The following is a 20,599-nucleotide window of genomic DNA, read 5'->3' on the forward strand; positions in this document are numbered from 1 at the left end:
TATGCCCCAGCAAGCAAACACAGATATCACCGTCGGTATTGTCGCGGGCGAGATGTCGGGTGATCAGTTGGGGGCAGGGTTGATTCGGGCGCTTAAATCCCGTTGGCCTGATGCCCGCTTCATCGGCATAGGTGGCCCCGCCATGATGGATGCCGGTTGTGACAGCCTGTTCCCCATTGATCGCCTCAGTGTGATGGGCATATTTGCCGTACTGGGCCGTCTGCGTGAATTGCTCAATATTCGGAAAACGCTCAAACGGTGTTTTCTGGAACAGAAAATTGATGTTTTCATCGGTATCGATTCGCCGGACTTCAATCTTCCGTTGGAAGGATTTCTTAAACAGCGTGGCATCAAGACGGTTCACTACGTATCACCCACGGTGTGGGCATGGCGGCAAAAACGTGTGTTCAAAATCCGTCGTGATGTGGATCTTATGCTGACCCTGCTCCCGTTTGAAGCGGATTTCTATCGTCGATTTGATGTTCCGGTGCGCTTCGTCGGCCATCCTTTTGCAACGGATATTGATCCGGATATTGACCATGAGCGGGCGAAGCGTTTTTGGGATTTCGCTCCGGTCGATAAAGTGGTGGCTGTTATGCCCGGCAGCCGTGGAGGGGAATTGAAATACATGGGCCCCCTGTTTTTGGAAACCATGCGGCTGGTTTATATCATGTGCCCGCAGGTACGTTTCATTGTACCTCTGGCCAGTGCACAGCGCCGCCAGCAGTTCGAACAGCAGATGAGTCAATATGATGTGGATTTGCCTGTGCAGATGGTGGATGGTCATGCTCGCGAGGCGATGGCCGCTGCAGATTACGTGCTGGCGACCTCCGGCACAGTGACGCTTGAGGCCATGCTGTTGAAACGGCCCATGGTAGTGGCTTTCCGCTGGGGGGCGATTACCCACGCCATCCTGTCGCCGCTGGTAAAAAACAAATACATTGCGCTGCCCAACTTATTGGCTGATGAAGAAATAGCGCCTGAGTTTCTGCAGGAAAAGGCAACACCAGAGGCACTGGCACGCGAGCTTTACAGCTTGATGCAGAATAAGGAGCGCTGCAGAACCATGCAGGCCCGGTTTGACGATATTCACCACCAGCTTAATCTGAACGCAAGTACACAGGCCGCCGCCGCCGTTGCAGAATTGCTGGAAGAAAATGTGGGCGGATGGCGGGCCGGTGCCGGTAGTCCGGGCTAATCCAGAATCTTGATTCATACAGGGTGCATCCCGTGCAAAGTGAAATGAACTTTTCCCAGGGCAAGTTGATTGCCGGTGTTGATGAGGTCGGACGCGGCCCGCTGGCCGGTGCTGTGGTGGCGGCAGCCGTTATTCTTGATGTTGGAAAACCCATCGCCGGCCTGACGGATTCCAAAAAGTTGACCGAAAAAAAGCGCGATGCCTTGTTCGATATAATCCGCAATGACGCCCTGGCCTGGGCCATCGGCCGGGCAGAAGTGGCAGAAATTGATGAGTTAAACATTTTGCATGCCAGCATGCTGGCCATGCAGCGGGCGGTGGAACAGTTGCGTCCACAGGCAGAGTTTGCCCTGATAGACGGTAATCGTTGCCCGGTGTTGTCTTGCCCTTCCCAGGCCATTATTAAAGGTGACCTGACCGAACCCTGTATCAGCGCGGCGTCAATTATTGCAAAAGTGACCCGCGACCGCGAAATGGATCTGTTGGATTTGCAATACCCGGGATACGGTTTTTCCAAACATAAAGGTTATCCCACCAAGGTACATTTGGAGGCTCTGACCCGGCTCGGCCCCACGGACATTCACCGGCGTAGTTTTAGCCCGGTAGCCAAATTGCTGGCATAACCCACTTCCAACACAGGTGTTAAGCATGACTCAGCCATTTGTACATTTGCGGGTTCATTCGGAATATTCTCTGGTGGATAGTCTGGTTCGGATCAAGCCGTTGGCCAAACGTTGTGCCGACATGCAGATGCCCGCATTGGCGTTGACCGATTTCTGCAATATGTTTGCGCTGGTGAAGTTTCAACGGGCCACCATTGATGCGGGGATCAAGCCCATCTACGGTGCTGATGTACTGGTGGAGTCGAAGTTTCCTGATGAGCCCGCCTCGCAGATTGTGCTGCTGGCGAAAAGCCTGCAGGGCTATCGTAACCTCACCGAGTTGGTCTCTGAGGCTTACCTACATGGCCAGAAACTGGATAAGGCGATTATTTCCCGTGCCTATCTGAGCCAGAAAACCGAAGGCCTGATCTGCCTGTCGGGGGGTAAAGACGCAGAAATCGGCCGTGCTTTGCTGGCGGGAAAGCAGGCCAAGGCCGAACAGCTTGTTGAAGAATATAATGCGCTGTTTCCGGACTCGTTCTATCTGGAGCTGCACCGTACCGGGCGTCAGGATGATGAAACCTATCTGCATCTGGCAGTGGATCTGGCAGCCAAGACAGATTGCCCGGTGGTTGCCACCAATGATGTGCGCTTTTTGCATCGGGAAGATTTTGAAGCTCATGAGGTGCGTGTCTGTATCTACGAAAGCTGGACGCTGGAAGATCCCAGCCGTGAACAGCGCTATAGCGAAGAACAGTACCTGAAGTCACCGGAGGAAATGTGGGAACTGTTTCAGGATATTCCTGAAGCCATCGAAAACACGGTTGAAATCGCCAAGCGCTGTAGTTTTGAAATTCCCCTTGGCACCTATTACCTGCCGGATTACCCGGTGCCGGAAGGCATGACGCTGGACGACTTCATCATTGCCGAATCCAGAAAAGGCCTGGAGGAGCGTCTGGCCTTTCTGTTCGATGTGAACGATCCCAATTTTGCCGAGATACGTAAGCCTTACGATGAGCGCCTGCAGATCGAGCTGGACGTTATTATTCAGATGGGGTTCCCCGGTTACTTCCTGATTGTTGCCGACTTTATTCAGTGGGCCAAGAACAATGGCGTCCCGGTGGGGCCCGGACGGGGATCCGGTGCCGGGTCGCTGGTGGCCTATGTGCTGAAGATCACGGATCTTGATCCTCTCGAATACGATTTGCTTTTCGAACGCTTCCTCAACCCTGAACGGGTATCCATGCCCGACTTTGACGTGGACTTCTGCATGGATGGCCGTGACCGGGTGATTGATTATGTGGCGGAAAAATACGGCCGTAATGCGGTAAGCCAGATCATTACCTTTGGTTCCATGGCGGCCAAGGCAGTGGTGCGGGATGTGGGGCGGGTACAAAGCCGCTCCTACGGATTCGTGGACCGCATCGCCAAGCTGATTCCCTTTGAAGTGGGTATGACCTTAAGCAAGGCCATGGAGCAGGAACCGCAACTGCAGGAACTGTACGACCGTGATGAAGATGTCCGTGAGCTGCTGGACATGGCTTTAAAACTGGAAGGCATCACGCGCAATGTGGGCAAACACGCTGGTGGTGTGGTCATCGCACCGTCCGCCTTGACGGACTATGTGCCCCTGTATTGCGATGAGCACGGCAACAACCTGGTCACACAATTCGACAAGGACGATGTGGAGGCGGCCGGGTTAGTGAAGTTTGACTTCCTGGGGTTGCGTACCCTCACCATCGTGGATTGGGCATTGAAAACCATTAATCCGATGCTTGTGAAACAAGGTAAACCGCCAGTGGACATTGAACGCATTCCGCTGGATGACAAGGCTTCCTTTGACCTGTTGCAGAAGGCTGAAACCACGGCGGTGTTTCAGCTTGAATCCCGGGGCATGAAAGATCTTATCAAGCGCCTGAAGCCCAGTTCGTTTGAAGATATTGTGGCGCTGGTGGCGCTGTTTCGACCAGGGCCATTGGGGTCCGGCATGGTGGATGATTTTATTGCCCGTAAACACGGCCGCCAAAAGGTGGATTATCCGCACCCGGATCTGAAACCCGTACTGGATACCACCTACGGCACCATTCTTTATCAGGAACAGGTAATGCTGATTCCTCAGGTGCTGGCGGATTTCACCTTGGGGGGCGCCGACCTGTTGCGTCGTGCCATGGGTAAAAAGAAAGCCGACGTGATGGCCCAGCAGCGTGGGTTATTTGTGGATGGCGCGGCCAAAAACGGCATTGATGAAAAGCTGTCCACAGAAATCTTCGACACCATGGAGGAGTTCGCCAAGTATGGTTTCAACAAATCACACTCGGCGGCCTATGCCTTGGTGTCCTATCAGACCGCCTGGTTGAAGGCCCATTATCCAGCCGGCTTTATGGCCGCGGTGTTGTCTGCCGATATGCATAATACCGATAAGGTGGTGACCCTCATTGACGAGTGCCGCCGCATGAAACTGGCCATTGTATCGCCGGATGTGAACGTCAGCGGCTATAAATTTACCGTCGATGATGAGGGGCAGATCGTTTATGGGCTGGGTGCGATCAAAGGTCTGGGTGAAGGCCCCATTGATGCCATTTTGGAAGGCCGGTCGGATCAGAAGCCGTTTAGAAATCTGTTTGAGTTCTGTCGCCGGCTGGATCTCAAAAAACTCAACAAGCGTTCCATGGAAGCGTTGATTCGGGCCGGTGCCCTGGACAAGCTGGGGCCGGACCGCGCGACCCTGATGGCCAGTCTGGAAGAAGCCATGCGTTACGCTGAACAGGAGAGCAAAAATCAGGATCTGGGCATCATGGATATGTTTGGCGCCGTGGATGAGGAAGAACGCCCTGAACCGGAGTGGGCCAAAGTGAAACCCTGGAGTGATGACGAGCGCTTGAATGGCGAGAAGGAAACGCTGGGGCTGTATCTGACCGGGCACCCCATTGATCAGTATCTGGAGGAAATCTCCCACTTTACCACCAGCCGTATTGCTGATGTAAAGCCGGGCAACAGCCGTGAATCCCGCAGCATAGTAGCAGGTTTGGTCATCGCGCAACGGGTGATGAAGAACAAACGCGGTGACAAAATGGCGTTTCTGACTCTGGATGACAAGAGCGGGCGCCTGGAGATTTCCATATTCTCGGATGCCTATGAAGAGTATAAGGATCAACTGATCAAAGACGCCGTATTGGTGGTGGAAGGGGATGTGAGTCTCGATGATTATTCCGGCGGCCTGAAGATGGTGACGCGCAAGGTGTTCGGCATTGCCCAGGCCCGGGAGAATTATGCCCGCCTGATCAGTCTGGACATAGGCCAGGCCCACCTGGGTCCGGATTTCGGTCAAAAGCTGCAATCAGTGCTGGCGCCTTATCGTGAGGGGGGATGCAAGGTCAGGGTTGAGTACTCCCGTCAGGGGGCCCGAGGCCGCCTGTACCTGGGGGAGGACTGGCGCATTGCACCCAAGCCCGAGCTGATAAAACAATTAGAGCAGCTTTGCGGAGAGCGCGCGTTATCAGTGCTGTATCGATAGGCCGGGCTATAACATTTTGCCACAAAATCGATGGGTTCAGCGCAGCCTAAATCTCGACACCATGGCGTCCATCACGTAAGGTATTGGCCTGAACATTCCCGGTTTTGGTAGCCTATAACAATTAAACAGGATCAATGCTTTATGAATCCTAACTATCTGGATTTCGAACAACCCATTGCTGAGCTGGAATCCAAGATTGAAGAGTTGAGCAGCATGGGCGACAGTGCTGCATTGAATATTAACGATGAAGTAAAACAGCTCAAGGATAAGAGCCTGTCTCTTACCGAGTCCATATTTTCCGACTTGTCGTCCTGGCAGATTGCCCAGTTGGCGCGGCACCCCAAACGCCCCTATACCCTGGATTACGTTGCCCGTATTTTTACCGAATTTGACGAACTTCACGGGGATCGAACCTACGGCGACGATAAAGCCATCGTGGGTGGTGTTGCCCGGTTGGACGGTAAGCCCGTGATGTTGATTGGTCACCAGAAAGGCCGCGATGTAAAAGAAAAGGTGCGGCGCAACTTCGGCATGCCGCAACCGGAAGGCTATCGTAAAGCCATGCGCCTGATGCAGATGGCGGAACGCTTCAAAATGCCGGTGTTGACCTTCATCGATACCCCCGGTGCCTACCCCGGTATTGAAGCGGAAGAGCGAGGTCAGAGTGAAGCCATAGCCCGTAATCTGGCGGTGATGGCAAGCCTGCGGACACCGATCATTGCCACCGTCATTGGCGAAGGCGGCTCCGGTGGAGCGCTGGCAATCGGGGTCTGTGATCATCTGCAAATGTTGCAGTACAGCACCTATTCCGTTATCTCCCCTGAAGGCTGCGCCTCCATTCTATGGAAAAGCGCTGAGTATGCCTCCGATGCTGCCGAAGCCATGGGCCTGACTGCCAGGCGCCTGCACGAATTGGGGTTGGTGGATCAGGTGGTGCCTGAGCCCTTGGGGGGAGGTCATCGTGATCATGATGCGGTTGCTGATTCCATCAAGGCGGCTCTTATTGAAAATCTGGAGCGCCTCTCAGCCAAAGATGAGGAAACCCTCATGACAGAACGTTATCAGCGACTGATGAGCTACGGTTTTAACGGTTGATGGAGTTTCTGATTTACCCCGCCCTGGGTATCGTGGCGGGGTTGGCCGCTGGTCTGTTGGGGGTTGGCGGTGGTCTTATCATTGTTCCTGTGCTCATTTATGCCTTTGCCTCCCTGGGCTTTTCTTCTGATGTGCTCACCCATATGGCCGTCGGCACTTCCCTTGCGACCATCATCATTACCTCGGCCGGATCTGTTTATCAGCATCATAAGAAAGGGGCTGTACTCTGGTCGGTGTTGACCTGGTTTGCATTGGGTTTGGCGTTGGGGGCGCTCCTGGGCGCAACGCTGGCCGATGTTCTGCACGGGCGCTTGCTGCAGATTCTGTTTGGTGGATTTGCCATCTTGATCGCCGTTCAGATGGCGGCGGGCTTCAAGCCGAAAGCGTCCCGTGAATTGCCGGGTAACCTGGGCTTAACGTTTACGGGGGGGCTGATTGGTGTGGTTTCCGCCATCTTTGGCATTGGCGGTGGCTCCCTCAGTGTGCCGTTCTTTACCTGGTGTAATGTCAAAATGCAGCAAGCCGTGGGTACCTCGTCAGCAGGTGGCATGCCCATCGCGGTGGCCGGTGCAGTGGGCTTTATGGTGACCGGATGGGATGAACCGGTGCCTGAATTCAGCATCGGCTACGTTTATATTCCCGCCCTGATCGGAATTGCGCTCACCAGTGTCATCTTTGCCCAGGTGGGCGCGCGCCTGGCCCATCGTCTGCCGGCGGCCACCCTGAAAAAAATCTTTGCCGGCCTGCTGGTGGCAGTGGGCATCAAACTGCTGGTGGGGTAGTGTGAGTAGTTTTTGTGCCGGCGCAACCGGCGGCTATTCTGCACCTTGTCACTTCCGCGTCATAATTTTGTAATATGATGCTTTCTCGTCTTCTGATTAAAAGGTTGTTCCCATGTTTCGTAGCTTGTTGGCCGTTTTGGCTCTTTCTCTGATTTCCGCCTGTGCCTCCCATTCCATCCAGAACGCCTACCAGGGTGAGCAGGGCAACACCGGGTTGGTGACGTCAGCCAACACGGTACTGATCAACTATGTGGATAACGACGAAGTCAGCGAAGGGTTTGTGGGTCAGGAAATCACTTATCGAGTTGATGCAGGCCAGCGCACCCTGCTGTTGCAATACTCCGATTTGTTTAGCATCGGTTCCGATGATCATGAAAAAGTCGTGTCCCGGCCGGCAAAGGTAACGTTTGAAGTGGAGGCGGGGAAGCAATACAAGGTTATCCACGAACCGCAAAAAAACCTGGAAGATGCCAGGGCATTTGCTGAACAACCCGAATTCCAGGTGGTGAACGCAAAAACCAAAGAGGTGATCGAGTCGGCTGTGGAACTGAGCCGCCCCAGAACCTTCCTGACCCAATTGAAATCCGCCGTAACCCCGGTATATGAGTTCGAGAGCGATCAGGTGGCTACCGGTAACAATGAGGTGCAGTCAATGGACACGTTGCCGCAATTGAAAGCGCTCTGGAGCCAGGCCTCTGAGCAGGAGCGTGAAGCCTTTCAGCAATGGCTGTTGGCGCAGTAATCGATACTGATTCTGGTTGGTTTTTGATCTAGCGCACCATAATTGTTTCTTTTCATTTTGATGGTGCGCTTTTTGACCAAAAAAAGTGCATCGAGCCTTTGATTTTCTTTTAATTGTCATATAATCGAAACATCTCTAAATGAACAATTTAGCAGATATCGTGTATTTTCTGGATTAAGGAAGGTGCGCAGTACGAGGATATTATTAGAAAAATACGGAGTGTTTACGATCGGGGTGCGTGTGCCCGCGACTGTGCTGCCCTTTGAATTCTTCGTATAAAAATCATTCAGATAATGTCCTTTTGGATAATGCATTTGTCACGAAAGTGTCACACAGGTTATTCATACTGCGCAGCGTTCGTAAGCCGACAATATTGCGAAAAAAACCTCGGACCCTCTAGGAGAGAAAAATGAAAGTTAAACTGCTTCCCTTAGCTATTGGTGCTGCTATCGCTATGCCTGGTGTGGCTATGGCGGATGTGACTGTTTACGGCAAAATGAATCTGACACTGGAAATGGCTGATTATGAGTTCGAAGACAGCTCAAGTGATTATGATCGTTGGGAATTGAATAGCAACGCCAGCCGTTTGGGCGTTAAAGGTTCAGAAGATATAAACGATAACCTGTCTGCTTTCTACAAAGCTGAATATGAGATTTTCCCCGATGATGGCAGCGATGGCCGTGGTATCTCTCTAGACGGTGAAGTGTTTGTTGATCTGGATGGTGACGGTAACCCTGATGACACCGTAGAGGTGGACGCAAGCACTGATCGCACATTCAAACAGCGCGATATTTACGTTGGTTTGAAAGGCGGTTGGGGTGCTGTGCAGTTGGGTAACTTTGATACTCCTTTGAAAAAGTCTCAAGGAAAAATTGACCAGTTCAACGATATGTCATCAGGCGATCTCAAAAACGTTCTGACTGGTGAGAATCGTGAATCCAATTTGATTCAGTACTCGTCTCCTGCCATTGCGGATGCGATTACGTTGAATGTGGCAATCCAGCCTGGCGAAGAGGCTTGTCCAGACGGTGCAAATAACAACTGTGATGATGGTTTGGCCGATAACTACTCTTTGTCTGCTGTTTACTCTACTGACATGCTGTACCTGTCTGCCGCAATGGACGACGGTATTGATGGTGAAGATGTAATGCGCGTGACTGGTATCTTCTACATAGATGTTTTCGAGATTGGTGCAATGTATCAAACTGCAGAAGAGTCTGAGGATTCCGCGGGCGATCCGGCCGACGAACAAGACGGCTATATCCTGAGCGCTGGCATGAAGTTGGGTGAGTCCAACAAACTGCGTTTCCAGTACGGATCATCTGAGCTGGATGAAAACTATGAAGTGGCTGGTGATGGCTTCACTGACACTTTGGAAATCACTCAAATCGCGATCGGTGTGGATCATAAGCTGAGCAAGCAGACTAAGCTGTTTGCCAACTACATCACTCTGGAAGAAGAGTTCAAGGAAGATGGTGTTAGTGGCACTTCAACGGATGAAGTCGCACGCTTACAGTTAGGTCTTGAACACAAGTTCTAATCTCTGCGAAGAGACTTGAGCAAAAAAACGCCCGCAGATATGCGGGCGTTTTTTTATGCCGGTCATTGAAATTAGAACAAGCAACAAAAAGGCAGCTGACGCTGCCTTTTTGTATCCTGATCGAGCCGAGCGATCAATCCATCTTTCTAAACACCAGTGTGGCATTGGTGCCGCCAAAGCCAAAACTGTTGGACATCACCGTCTTCAGTCCGGCGTTTTCCTTGTATTCACGGGCGATATTGGCGCCTTCGATTTTTTCGTCCAGTTGCTCAATGTTGATGGATTCCGCAATAAAGTCGTTTTCCAACATGAGCAGGCTGTAGATGGCTTCCTGCACACCGGCTGCACCGAGGGAATGTCCGGTAAGGGATTTGGTCGATCCCACCACCGGCATCTGCGTTCCAAACACTTCCCGTACCGCACCGATTTCCGCTGCATCACCCACTGGGGTGCTGGTGCCATGGGCGTTGATGTAATCCACTGGTGTATCCACGGTGGACATGGCCATCTGCATACAACGCATGGCACCTTCACCGGAAGGGGCCACCATATCGCTGCCGTCGGAGGTGGCGCCGTAACCCACCAGTTCGGCGTAGATTTTCGCACCACGGGCTTTCGCGTGTTCGTATTCTTCCAGTACCAGCATGCCGCCGCCGCCGGCGATAACAAAACCGTCCCGGCTGGCGTCAAAGGCACGAGAGGCCTTATCCGGTGTGTCGTTGAACTTGGTGGAGAGGGCACCCATGGCATCGAACATCATGGTTAGCGCCCAGTGTTCCTCTTCACCGCCGCCGGCGAATACTACATCCTGTTTACCAAGCTGAATCAACTCCATGGCGTGGCCAATGCAGTGGGCGCTGGTGGCGCAGGCTGAGGTGATGGAGTAGTTTACACCGCGAATTTTGAACGGTGTGGCCAGGCAGGCGGAAACCGTGCTGGTCATGACCCGCGGCACCATGTAGGGCCCAATACGCTTTACACCTTTCTCACGCAGAATATCCGCTGCCTGTACCTGATTACTGGAGCTGCCGCCACCGGAGCCGGCAACGATGCCGGTGCGGATATTGGATACCTGATCGTCATTCAATCCTGAATCGGCAATGGCCTGGGCCATGGAGATATAAGCGTAGGCGGCAGCATCGCCCATAAAGCGTAAAGGTTTTCGATCAATGTGTTCTGATATATCAATGTCCACCTGGCCTGCTACATTGCTGCGCAGCCCCATTTCCTTGTATTCCTCTTTAAAGCGGATGCCGGAGCGGCCTTCGCGCAAGGATGATATAACCGAATCTTTATCGTTGCCGAGGCAGGACACAATGCCCATACCTGTAACCACTACACGTTTCATGGTAATACCCTTTGTCAGTGTCGCGTTTCTGTTTTGCGTTGTTTATTGTCGTTATTATGTGCCGGGATCAGAAGCTGTCGGTTGATGTAAACAGTCCTACGCGCAGATCCTTGGCAGTGTAAATTTCCCGGCCATCCACCTGCAGGGATGCATCGCCGATACCCATTACCAGTTTACGCTCGATTACGCGTTTCATCTGGATTTCATAGCGTACTTTTTTGGCGGTGGGCAGTACCTGGCCAAAAAACTTCACTTCGCCGGCCCCCAGCGCTCGGCCCCGGCCCTGATTGCCTTTCCAGCCCAGGAAAAAGCCGATCAATTGCCACATGGCGTCCAGTCCCAGACAGCCGGGCATCACCGGGTCTTCTTCAAAGTGGCAGGCGAAGAACCAGAGCTCCGGAGTGATGTCCAACTCGGCAATGATTTCGCCTTTACCATGGGTACCGCCTTCTGCGCTGATGTGGGTCACGCGATCCATCATCAGCATGTTGGGCAAAGGTAAACGAGCGTTACCCGGGCCGAACATTTTACCGTGGCCGCAGTCCAAGAGTTCTTCAAGGGTGTATGAGCTTTTTTGAATCATGATTAAACAAGGTCTTGTTAGTGAAAGAGTTATCAGGCCGATTGATCTGAATTCGAGGTGGCATTCCCAATTACCAGGCTTACGCATCGGGTTATTATTATTGTCGTCTCGAGGTGACTACAGCCTGCGCATACTTACTTTATGTTGTCAGGCCCACATGTTAGCGGTTCTGGGGCTAAGAATCGACCGCCTGTAGCCCCTAATTTGTATGGGAATGTGTTTCAGGCAAGGTGGTTTCGGCCTGCTTAATTACCCCGGCAGAGGGGGGTAGGGTAGGGAATGCAAAGCCTGTTAGGTTTTTGATGGTGGGGCGGGGGGTGAGTTGAAGGCCAAGGCTAGGGCCACCACGGCCTTTATGGTAAGGTAAGCGGCGGTTTTTTCAGCGGTAACGCAACTGAGAGAGCAAATGAGAGAGGTTGGGACGTGATTCCGGAAATTGGGCATTTTGCCATAGTGATGGCCATGGTATTGGCGGTGGTGCAGGCAGTGGTTCCCCTGGTGGGTGCCGGCATCGGAAATGATCGTTGGATGGCCGTTGCCAGACCTGCGGCCTATGGACAGTTTGCATTTCTGATGCTCGCGTTCGTCTTGCTGGCCTACAGTTTTGTTGTGAATGACTTTACCGTTTCCTATGTGGCCAACCACTCGAACACTCTGCTCCCCATCGGCTACAAAATATCGGCGGTGTGGGGTGGTCACGAGGGCTCACTGTTGTTGTGGGCTCTGGTGCTGTCCGGCTGGACCGCAGCGGTTGCCCTGTGGAGCCACCATTTACCTTCCCTGGTATCTTCCCGGGTGTTGGGGGTGATGGGGTTGATTTCCATCGGCTTTGTTTCCTTCCTGTTGTTCACCTCCAACCCCTTTGCCCGCCTGTTACCGGATTTCCCCCCCGACGGCGGCGATTTGAATCCATTGCTGCAGGATCCCGGGCTGATCGTACATCCGCCGATGTTGTATATGGGGTATGTGGGATTCTCGGTGGCTTTTGCCTTTGCCATCGCCGGCCTGCTGGGCGGCCGGTTGGACAGTGCCTGGGCCCGGTGGTCGCGTCCGTGGACCACGATCGCCTGGTGTTTTCTCACGTTGGGCATTGCGCTGGGAAGCTGGTGGGCCTATTACGAACTGGGCTGGGGTGGCTGGTGGTTCTGGGATCCGGTCGAGAACGCTTCGTTCATGCCGTGGTTGGCCGGTACGGCGCTGATCCATTCCCTTGCCGTCACCGAAAAGCGGGGGGTATTCAAAGCCTGGACGGTGTTGCTGGCGATTCTGGCTTTTTCGCTCAGCCTGCTGGGTACCTTCCTGGTGCGCTCCGGTGTGTTGACGTCGGTGCATGCGTTTGCTGCCGATCCTACCCGCGGTTTTTTTGTGCTGGTGTTTCTGCTTCTGGTGGTGGGCAGCTCTCTGCTGTTGTTTGCCATTCGCGCGCAGTCGCTTAACAGCGAAAGCAACTATGATCTGTTTTCCCGGGAGGTTTTCCTGCTGGTAAACAATATTATCCTGATCTGTGCCACCGGCGTGGTGCTGGTGGGAACCTTAAGCCCCATTCTGTTTGACGTGCTGGAGCTGGGTAAAATTTCGGTGGGTGAACCTTTCTTCAATACCACTTTTGCACCGGTGACGCTGGTGCTGATGGTGTTCACCGCCATCGGCCCGCTGGTGAACTGGAAACGCCACCGGTTTGCATTATTACGCGCCACCATGTTGCAGGCGCTGATCGTATCGGTGTCTGCCGCGGCTATCAGCCTGTGGCTGTTTGATGCGGGCTGGAACTGGTTGGTGTTTGTGACTCTCCTGCTGTGTGTGTGGGTGGTCTGGCATACCCTGGCTGAGATGTGGAAAAAGGTACGCACGGCGAAAGCCGGGGTCATCGCCGGGTTCAGGCGTCTGTCGCTCAGTTATCGGGGGATGGTGATTGCCCATATCGGGTTGGCCATCACCGTTACCGGTGTGGCTATGACCGCGAACTATGATATCGAGCGCGATGTGCGCATGCAGGCCGGCGATGAAGTGGATATTGGCCCTTACCATTTTATATTCGAGGGTGTGAAAGAGGTTGAAGGCCCCAACTATATGGCAACCAGGGGCATCGTCTCGGTGACCAAAGGGGGCAGCGATGTGGCGGTGCTCACTCCGGAGAAACGCCGCTATTATGTGCGCCGTGATGTGATGACGGAAGCGGCCATTGATGCCGGTTTCAGCCGTGATTTGTATGTGGCGTTGGGCGAACCGCTTGATGACGGCAGTTGGGCCGTGCGAATTTACTTTAAACCTTTCATGAGATGGGTTTGGGGTGGCGGTGTTGTTATGGCGCTGGGTGGATTCGTTGCCATGAGTGACCGGCGTTATCGCATTAAGGTAAAACAAAAAGTGACAGGCGCGGCCTCCGGTGTTATAGGGGGCAATGCAGCGTGAGCAAAGCCAAATTGATTTTGTATTCACTGCCGTTGTTGGCGTTTCTGGTGCTGGGATACTTTTTTCTGAAAGCGCTGAACTCAGATCCTTCATTGCTGCCTTCCACTCGAATCGACCAGAAGATACCGGCATTTACCCTGCCGGCATTGGCTAACGCTCAGCGCATGTTATCCGAGCAGGATGTGAAGGGGCCCCTGCTGTTGAACGTGTGGGCCACCTGGTGTCCATCCTGCAAAGTGGAACACCCGGTGTTGAATGAACTGGCCAAAAACGGGATTCGTATTGTGGGTTTGAATTACAAGGATGTGCGTGAGGCGGCCCTGAAATACCTGGAGTACAACGGCAATCCATATCAGTACAGTATTTACGACGAAGCGGGTGACCTGGGCTTGGATCTTGGCGTTTACGGGGCGCCGGAAACCTATCTGGTGGATGCTGAAGGTGTGATTCGCTACCGGCATGTGGGGGTGGTGACACCGGACAACTGGCGTGAACTACTGTGGCCGAAATGGCAGGAAATGGGAGGCAAGGGGCCATGAAACGATGCTTACTGTTGGCGCTGCTGATCAGCTGGTCGGCCTATGCCACCATCGATGCTTATGAGTTTGATGATTACGATGAGGAACAGCGTTTTCGTGTGCTGATTGATGAGCTGCGATGTCCGAAATGCCAGAACCAGAACATCGCGGATTCCAATGCCGGCCTGGCTAAAGACATTAAAGACCGCGCTTATCGCCTGATAAATGAAGGCAAGAGTAATGCGGAAATTACAGATTATATGGTGGAACGCTACGGTGACTTTATTACCTACCGCCCACCATTGAAACCATCGACCTGGTTTCTTTGGTTTGGGCCTTTCGCCTTGACACTGCTGGCGGCGGCGATTCTGCTGTTTATGAAGTTAAAAGCAAAACCCGCGGAGCCGGCGAAGGTGGACGCCGATAAGCATAAGCAGGTGGAAGATCTTCTCAACAAGCTGGAAGACTGAGCTGCACGCGGAATGTCTGTCACTAATGTTATCCAATTTATATTAAAGGAAATCTTACTATGACCCTGATGTGGGTAGCCCTGGGGGCCATGGCCGTAATGGGTATTGTCATCGTCATCGTGCCTTTGCTGACGTTTCGCCCAAAACAAGAACTGTCCGGTGATGTGATCAATGCGGCCGTGTTCAAAGATCGCCTAAAGGAATTAGATCAGGATCTGGTGGATGGGCGCATCGTACAATCCGAATACGATCAGCTGAAACAGGAACTGGAATTGACGTTGCTCAATGATGTCAGTGTCAGCGAATCCAAGCGCGGGAAAATCCACTCGGGGAAATGGCTGGCCATTCCGTTATTGGTTCTGGTGCCAGCCTTGGCATTTTTTATTTACTGGACTGAAGGGTATCGGGTGGAAATCAGCGAGTGGTTTACCACCCAGGAACGTATGGCCCGGGTTATGCCCATGATGATGTCGGGTAATTTTGATGCTGTGGAGAAGGAAGGTATTGGTGTCGACGACTTCATTCGTGCGTTGCAACGGCAGTTGCAGTCCACACCCGATGATGCGCAGGGCTGGTATTTATTGGGGGTCAGTTATCTGCAACTGCAGATGCCGCAGCAGAGCGAGCTGGCATTCAGTCGGGCGTTAAACCTCGACCCCGATAACGTGGATTACGTGATGGGGTATACCCAGGCGACGTTGGCGGCCAACGGCGGTGCCATGACGCCGGAGATTCGACGCACGTTGGAGCAGGTAATGCGCACCCAGCCGGATAACCCCAAACCTTATATGACCATGGGAATGGCATTGTTTCAGAGTGGGGATTATGCCTCTGCTATTGAGGTTTGGCAGAGCTATGTGGCCCGCGACCAGTCCGATCCAAGAGCCCGGCAATTGTTGCAACGCAGCATCGAAGTAGCCCGCAAAGAGATGAATGCGGAGGATTCCCGTAGCGACAGCCCAGCCGGGCCCAGTATTCAAGTGACCGTCTCTGTGCCAGAGGGCCTTCGGTCAACTTTCAGCAGCAGTGATGTTCTATTTGTTTACGCCAAGGCGCAGAACGGGCCGCCGATGCCGCTGGCGGTGGTGCGGCAACCAGTGTCCTCATGGCCGGTTACCGTCGAGCTCAGTGACGCAAACGCCATGACACCGGCCATGACATTGTCCCGCTTTGAGCAGGTAATTGTGCAGGCGCGGGTGTCTTCCACCGGTAACGCAATACCCCAACCGGGAGATTGGACCGCCGCACCCGTTACGGTCGAATTACAGGGCGCACCGCAGGCAGTGGCGGTGGAGATCGATACACAGATGCCTTAATCACTTTGTTTGAGCCACTGTACTGGAAAGCGGTTTGTGATAAGAGTCTCAACTGCAGCGCGACCTCCTATTAATAGTGGCGAACTCAAGCCAAATGAAACCGTATTAGGGCCCGACACTGACTACACTTCCAGTTAGAAAGTCAGTGTTTTAGAGGCGTCTTATGGAAATGGCCCAATCTCTTGAACGTTACCTGCGAAGCATGGATGTCGCGTTCAGTATCCACCCACACGAAATGGAAACCAGTCTTTCCAAACTCTGCAGTGAAATGGGCATCGGACCGGAACAGACAGCTGTCCCCATTGTCTTGCGCACACAGAAACAAGCGTTTCTGATGGCGGTGGTACCACTGGACCATTCTCTGGACCTGGATCGTTTATCCGGGTTGTTGAGAAGAGAGTTTTTATACCTGGATGAAGCGGAAGTATCGGCGTGGTTTCTGGATTCGGAGCCCGGGGCGGAACCCCCGATCGCAGAGCCCTATGAATTACCCTGTATTGTAGACCGCAGTTTGTTCGAGCAGCCGCGGGTATTCATGCGGGCGGGTAGTCACCGTGCTTTGATCAGCATGGACAACGCGAATCTGCAGCGGCTGTATCAGGCCTATCCCAAGGCCGTCATATCCAATCCTTCGGTGTTACCCCTGTCGGATGAGCCTCTGAATCGGACGGATCCGACATCCATTATTGCGATATACAACGCATTGGATAACCTTGACCGATTGCCCTCCATTCCCGTTTTGGCCATGCAGCTTCTGGAGCAGGCCAGCAGTGAGCAAACCACAGCAGCCGAGCTGGCATCCACCATTGAAATGGATCCATCGGTGACGGCGCAGGTAATGCGCTACGCAGGTTCACCGTATTTTGGTTACCGTGGCAATCTGGATTCAGTACAGGATGCCATTACCCGGGTTCTGGGCTTCGAACTGGTCAGTAATATTGCCTTGGCCATTGCATCCAGTAAGGCGTTCAACGTACCTCAAGAGGGGCCATTGGGTATGCGCGCATTCTGGAAGCATGCCCTCTATACCGCCGTACTGGCGCAAAGCCTGGCGAAAAAGATCAACCGCCCGCAGACATTGAATCCACCGCGGGCTTACTTGTGTGGTCTTTTGCATAACATTGGGGTGCTTCTGTCCGGCCACCTGTTTCCACAGGAGTTTCGCCTCCTGAACCATGAAATGGAACGTTACCCGCAGCGTTCCCTCTCCGACATTGAGCAGAATCTGGTGATTACCGGGGACGTGCAGCGGTTTATTCGTCTGGGTCATGACCATCTCGGAGGGTACCTGCTGGAGAAATGGCGTCTGCCGCAGGCGGTGAGTACTTGTGCCTATTACCATCACGATGCGGAATACGTGGGTGAGCATGCTGAATACGTAATGCTGATTCAGCTGTGCAACCGATTATTGGCGCAGCGAAAGATCGGTGATTTGGGGCGGACTGAACTGCACGCGGTGCAAACCGGAGGGCTGATCAGTGATGCCGATGCGTTTTCCGTGCTCGAAAAAGTGATGGCAATGTGCCCCGAATTAGACAATTTGGCTGATAATATGGCGGCCTGAGTTGGTTGCTGCCCCAATACAGTTCAGCGGGGCAGTACCTCTTCCAACTTTGTAACACTTTCTAATGATTTAAAAATCAATAATTTACATGCCTCAAGTGAGCAGGCTTGTATATCCAGCCGTTCGTGTGTATGTTTGGCGATTCTTTTCTACGCTGGTGGGGCCTGATTTCGTTGGGCTCATGATTATAATACGGTACAGCTATTCGACTATTTGCCTACTTCCATAGGATTCATTCTGCAGTACGATGATCTGAAACAGGGGCCCAGCGAACACATTTTCAGGCGGTTTCTTTATATAATGCCAGTTAGGGATCGCCTCATCTGTTTTTTGACAAACTACAATGGAGTCACACTCAATGCGTATCATTCTTTTAGGCGCTCCCGGTGCCGGCAAAGGGACTCAGGCACAGTACATTTCAGAAACGTTCGGAATTCCTCAAATTTCCACTGGTGATATGTTGCGTGCCGCAGTAAAGGCCGGCACGCCGCTGGGTCAGGCAGCTAAAAAAGTGATGGACGCCGGACAACTGGTTTCAGACGACATTATTATTGGATTGGTTAAGGAACGTATTGAGGAAGCCGATTGCAAGAACGGTTTTTTGTTTGATGGTTTTCCCCGTACCATTCCCCAGGCCGAGGCGATGTTGAATGAGGGTGTGGAGATCGACCACGTGTTGGAAATTGCGGTGGATGACGAGGAAATTGTAAAACGGCTGAGTGGTCGCCGAGTGCATCCTGGATCCGGCCGTGTTTACCATGTGGTTTACAATCCACCTAAGGCGGAAGGTAAAGATGACGCAACCGGTGAAGATCTGGTGCAACGGGATGATGATCAGGAAGAAACCGTGCGTAAACGCCTTGAGGTGTACCATCAGCAGACTGCTCCGCTGGTGGACTTTTACAAGGATATTGCGGCAAAGGGTGAGGCGAAAACACGTTATAGCCGAGTGGAAGGGGTTGGGTCTGTGGAGGATATTACCGCAGCCGTGATGGCAGCCCTGAAACAATAAAATTCGAATACTCAGAAAAAAGGCACCCAGGCAGGTGCCTTTTTTTTTGTCCAGATGTGTATCGACTATCCCTTTTCGATAAATACTAAAACAGGACGACCCGCCAACGGCTGATTCTGGTTCAGGCAAACCGATTCGTTGCCGCTTTTTTATTTTTCTGCGGTCACGGCATTTGGTTCAGTGGAAAGTCCGTTACGGGGTGGGAGCGAACGTCATTTTTTTAAAAAATGGATCAAAAAATAAAAAAAGTGGAATTTTTAGTTCGAATTTTGGAAAAAAGAGGGGCTTAACGGTGGAAATAAATTAATTATTAAATAATATTGCCATGTGTATGTATCACATGCATTTTTTTTGTGCTACTTTTTCTTTAAGCACATTTACTAGCTGAATAAATGTGTGTGCCTGAAAATGCCATAGCTGAGGAGACAGAATCATGGCAAAAGCAAAAAAAGCCGCTGCGAAAAAACGTCCTGCACGTAAAGCAGCACCCAAAAAAGCGGCAGCTCCCGCTCATCCAATTCTGGATAAAGCAGAAGCTGCCTTAAAGAAAGTTGAAGCTGAACTGGCAGATGCCACTAAAAAAGCGGATGCCGCCAAGAAAGACGCCCAAACCAAAGCCAACGCCGCTAAGAAAGCTGGCACTAAAGCAGCCAAGCGCTCAGCCGATGCTGCCAAGCGTGCAGTTGCCAAGGCGAATGACCAGGTGAAGGCCAAGCGCGAAGCATTGCGTCACGCCAAAGTGGGTCACGCGGTTGCCAAGGTGGAATCCTCTGTAATCGAAGCCGAGCAAAAAGCGGTTGCTTCTGTTAAAGAGTTTGCGGAATCCCTGGGCAAGCGAGCTGAAGATGATCTGAAAAAAGCGATCGATGCCTTCGAATCCCGCTGGAAAAAGGCCCGTGCTTCTGCTGATGCCAAGAAAGTGAAGGCAAAAGAGAAGAAAGAAGTCGCCAAGGCCAAGTCTGCCGCTAAAAAAGCCGTTGCCAAGAAGAAGGCGATTGCTAAAAAAGCCACTGCGAAGCCTAAAAAGCGTGTTGCCAAGAAGCGTGTAGCGAAGAAAACCGCTGCACCTGCGAAGAAGGCCCCCGCTAAGAAGGCAGCGGCCAAGAAAAAAGCCCCAGCCAAGAAAAAGGCAGCTAAAAAGGCGCCAGCCAAGAAAGCCGCTGCTAAAAAGAAGGCACCGGCCAAGAAAAAAACCGCATCACGGGGTCGCCCCAAGAAGGCCTAAACCTTCTGATTCGGTGAAGTAAAACAAGAAAAGCCCCAAATTGGGGCTTTTCTTGTTTTAGGTGTGAAGATTTTTCTCAAATTCGTTCAAATCCGCTGGTGTATTCAGGTTGGTAAAGGCTGATGTGTCACCGATGGTGACACGAGCTGGTTGTTGCTGTTCGCACCAGAGGGTGAGCTTGCGCTCCCCTGCAGCCAGGTAATGCTCAATGGAATCGGCAAGCGAATAATGATAAAGACCAAACAGCGGCTGCAGGCGTTGATTATCCTCACACAGGATCAGTTTGGAGGGGATTTGCTGTTTTAACAGATCCACCAGATTCAAGGGAATCAGCGGTGCATCCGTGGGTACCACCAGCGCGTATTCGGTATTGATCTGCCTGAGGCAGGCTGCAATGCCGCCGAGGGGCCCCAGATAGGGAGTAGCGTCGTGAAAGAATCGTTTTCCCAGGGTTTGGTAGGCATCCAGGTTGCGGTTGGCACTGATGATGATTTCGCTCACCTGGGGTTCGAGACGCCGAATAGCACGCTTGATCAGTGGTAAACCCTCCACCTCCAACCAGCCCTTGTCTTCGCCTCCCATGCGGCGGCCTTCGCCCCCGGCAAGAATGATGCCCGTGATGTTCGTCGGTTTTGACATTCAGGTCCCCCCATGTGTTACATTGCGCCCAAACCCGTG

Annotated in this window: 17 protein-coding genes; 14 read left to right on the forward strand and 3 right to left on the reverse strand. The window is 52.6% G+C overall.

Annotated features, from left to right (window positions below; genetic code table 11):
- Window position 1 precedes the first annotated feature (1 nt).
- The 7 genes from lpxB to D9N13_RS15260 all read left to right on the forward strand — a co-directional run bounded on the left by lpxB (window position 2) and on the right by D9N13_RS15260 (window position 9,473).
- On the forward strand, window positions 2–1,198 hold the full coding sequence (lpxB, locus tag D9N13_RS15230) for a lipid-A-disaccharide synthase (RefSeq protein ID WP_290591844.1): 1,197 nt from the start codon (window positions 2–4) through the stop codon (window positions 1,196–1,198).
- Between the two features lie 44 nt (window positions 1,199–1,242).
- Window positions 1,243–1,821 carry a ribonuclease HII gene (gene rnhB / locus D9N13_RS15235; RefSeq protein WP_411268182.1) on the forward strand — a complete coding sequence of 193 codons (579 nt, stop codon included), beginning with the start codon at window positions 1,243–1,245 and terminating at the stop codon, window positions 1,819–1,821.
- Window positions 1,822–1,846: 25 nt separating this feature from the next.
- Complete coding sequence (gene dnaE / locus D9N13_RS15240; protein WP_290591848.1) at window positions 1,847–5,314, forward strand: DNA polymerase III subunit alpha; 3,468 nt, start codon at window positions 1,847–1,849, stop codon at window positions 5,312–5,314.
- Between the two features lie 141 nt (window positions 5,315–5,455).
- Window positions 5,456–6,409, forward strand: coding sequence for an acetyl-CoA carboxylase carboxyltransferase subunit alpha (locus tag D9N13_RS15245; RefSeq protein WP_290591850.1), 954 nt, complete (start codon window positions 5,456–5,458; stop codon window positions 6,407–6,409).
- Window positions 6,409–7,191, forward strand: a complete 783-nt coding sequence (locus tag D9N13_RS15250) for a sulfite exporter TauE/SafE family protein (protein WP_290591852.1) — start codon at window positions 6,409–6,411, stop codon at window positions 7,189–7,191. Before D9N13_RS15245 ends, D9N13_RS15250 begins: the two co-directional genes overlap by 1 nt.
- A gap of 112 nt (window positions 7,192–7,303) precedes the next feature.
- Window positions 7,304–7,933: a DUF2057 family protein gene (locus D9N13_RS15255; RefSeq protein ID WP_290591854.1), complete on the forward strand. Its 630-nt coding sequence runs from the start codon at window positions 7,304–7,306 to the stop codon at window positions 7,931–7,933.
- 409 nt (window positions 7,934–8,342) lie between these two features.
- Entirely contained in the window at window positions 8,343–9,473 is a 1,131-nt protein-coding gene (locus D9N13_RS15260; protein WP_290591856.1) for a porin, read from the forward strand.
- 133 nt (window positions 9,474–9,606) lie between these two features.
- Here the strand turns inward: D9N13_RS15260 and fabB are convergent, their stop codons facing one another.
- Complete coding sequence (gene fabB / locus D9N13_RS15265; RefSeq protein ID WP_290591858.1) at window positions 9,607–10,821, reverse strand: beta-ketoacyl-ACP synthase I; 1,215 nt, start codon at window positions 10,819–10,821, stop codon at window positions 9,607–9,609.
- A 67-nt stretch (window positions 10,822–10,888) separates the two neighbouring features.
- Complete coding sequence (fabA, locus tag D9N13_RS15270) at window positions 10,889–11,404, reverse strand: 3-hydroxyacyl-[acyl-carrier-protein] dehydratase FabA (protein WP_290591860.1); 516 nt, start codon at window positions 11,402–11,404, stop codon at window positions 10,889–10,891.
- A gap of 423 nt (window positions 11,405–11,827) precedes the next feature.
- Between fabA and D9N13_RS15275 the strand changes: the two genes are divergently transcribed.
- The 7 genes from D9N13_RS15275 to D9N13_RS15305 all read left to right on the forward strand — a co-directional run bounded on the left by D9N13_RS15275 (window position 11,828) and on the right by D9N13_RS15305 (window position 19,921).
- A complete protein-coding gene (locus D9N13_RS15275; protein WP_290591862.1) occupies window positions 11,828–13,816 on the forward strand; it encodes a heme lyase CcmF/NrfE family subunit in 1,989 nt (662 codons plus the stop codon).
- Window positions 13,813–14,355 (forward strand): DsbE family thiol:disulfide interchange protein, encoded by a 543-nt coding sequence (locus tag D9N13_RS15280; protein WP_290591864.1) that lies wholly within the window; start codon window positions 13,813–13,815, stop codon window positions 14,353–14,355. The genes D9N13_RS15275 and D9N13_RS15280 overlap by 4 nt, the downstream gene beginning before the upstream one ends.
- Window positions 14,352–14,804, forward strand: a complete 453-nt coding sequence (locus D9N13_RS15285; protein ID WP_290591866.1) for a cytochrome c-type biogenesis protein CcmH — start codon at window positions 14,352–14,354, stop codon at window positions 14,802–14,804. Before D9N13_RS15280 ends, D9N13_RS15285 begins: the two co-directional genes overlap by 4 nt.
- Before the next feature lie 59 nt (window positions 14,805–14,863).
- A complete protein-coding gene (gene ccmI / locus D9N13_RS15290) occupies window positions 14,864–16,120 on the forward strand; it encodes a c-type cytochrome biogenesis protein CcmI (protein ID WP_290591868.1) in 1,257 nt (418 codons plus the stop codon).
- Between the two features lie 169 nt (window positions 16,121–16,289).
- Window positions 16,290–17,684: an HDOD domain-containing protein gene (locus D9N13_RS15295; RefSeq protein ID WP_290591869.1), complete on the forward strand. Its 1,395-nt coding sequence runs from the start codon at window positions 16,290–16,292 to the stop codon at window positions 17,682–17,684.
- A 358-nt stretch (window positions 17,685–18,042) separates the two neighbouring features.
- A complete protein-coding gene (adk, locus tag D9N13_RS15300) occupies window positions 18,043–18,696 on the forward strand; it encodes an adenylate kinase (RefSeq protein WP_290591871.1) in 654 nt (217 codons plus the stop codon).
- A 433-nt stretch (window positions 18,697–19,129) separates the two neighbouring features.
- Window positions 19,130–19,921, forward strand: a complete 792-nt coding sequence (locus D9N13_RS15305; RefSeq protein WP_290591873.1) for a hypothetical protein — start codon at window positions 19,130–19,132, stop codon at window positions 19,919–19,921.
- Between the two features lie 57 nt (window positions 19,922–19,978).
- On the opposite strand, the gene mobA is transcribed toward D9N13_RS15305, so the two are convergent.
- Complete coding sequence (gene mobA / locus D9N13_RS15310) at window positions 19,979–20,560, reverse strand: molybdenum cofactor guanylyltransferase MobA (protein WP_290591875.1); 582 nt, start codon at window positions 20,558–20,560, stop codon at window positions 19,979–19,981.
- Window positions 20,561–20,599 lie beyond the last annotated feature (39 nt).

Origin of the sequence: Ketobacter sp. GenoA1, assembly GCF_003671475.1 — a bacterium.
Lineage (GTDB): Bacteria > Pseudomonadota > Gammaproteobacteria > Pseudomonadales > Ketobacteraceae > Ketobacter.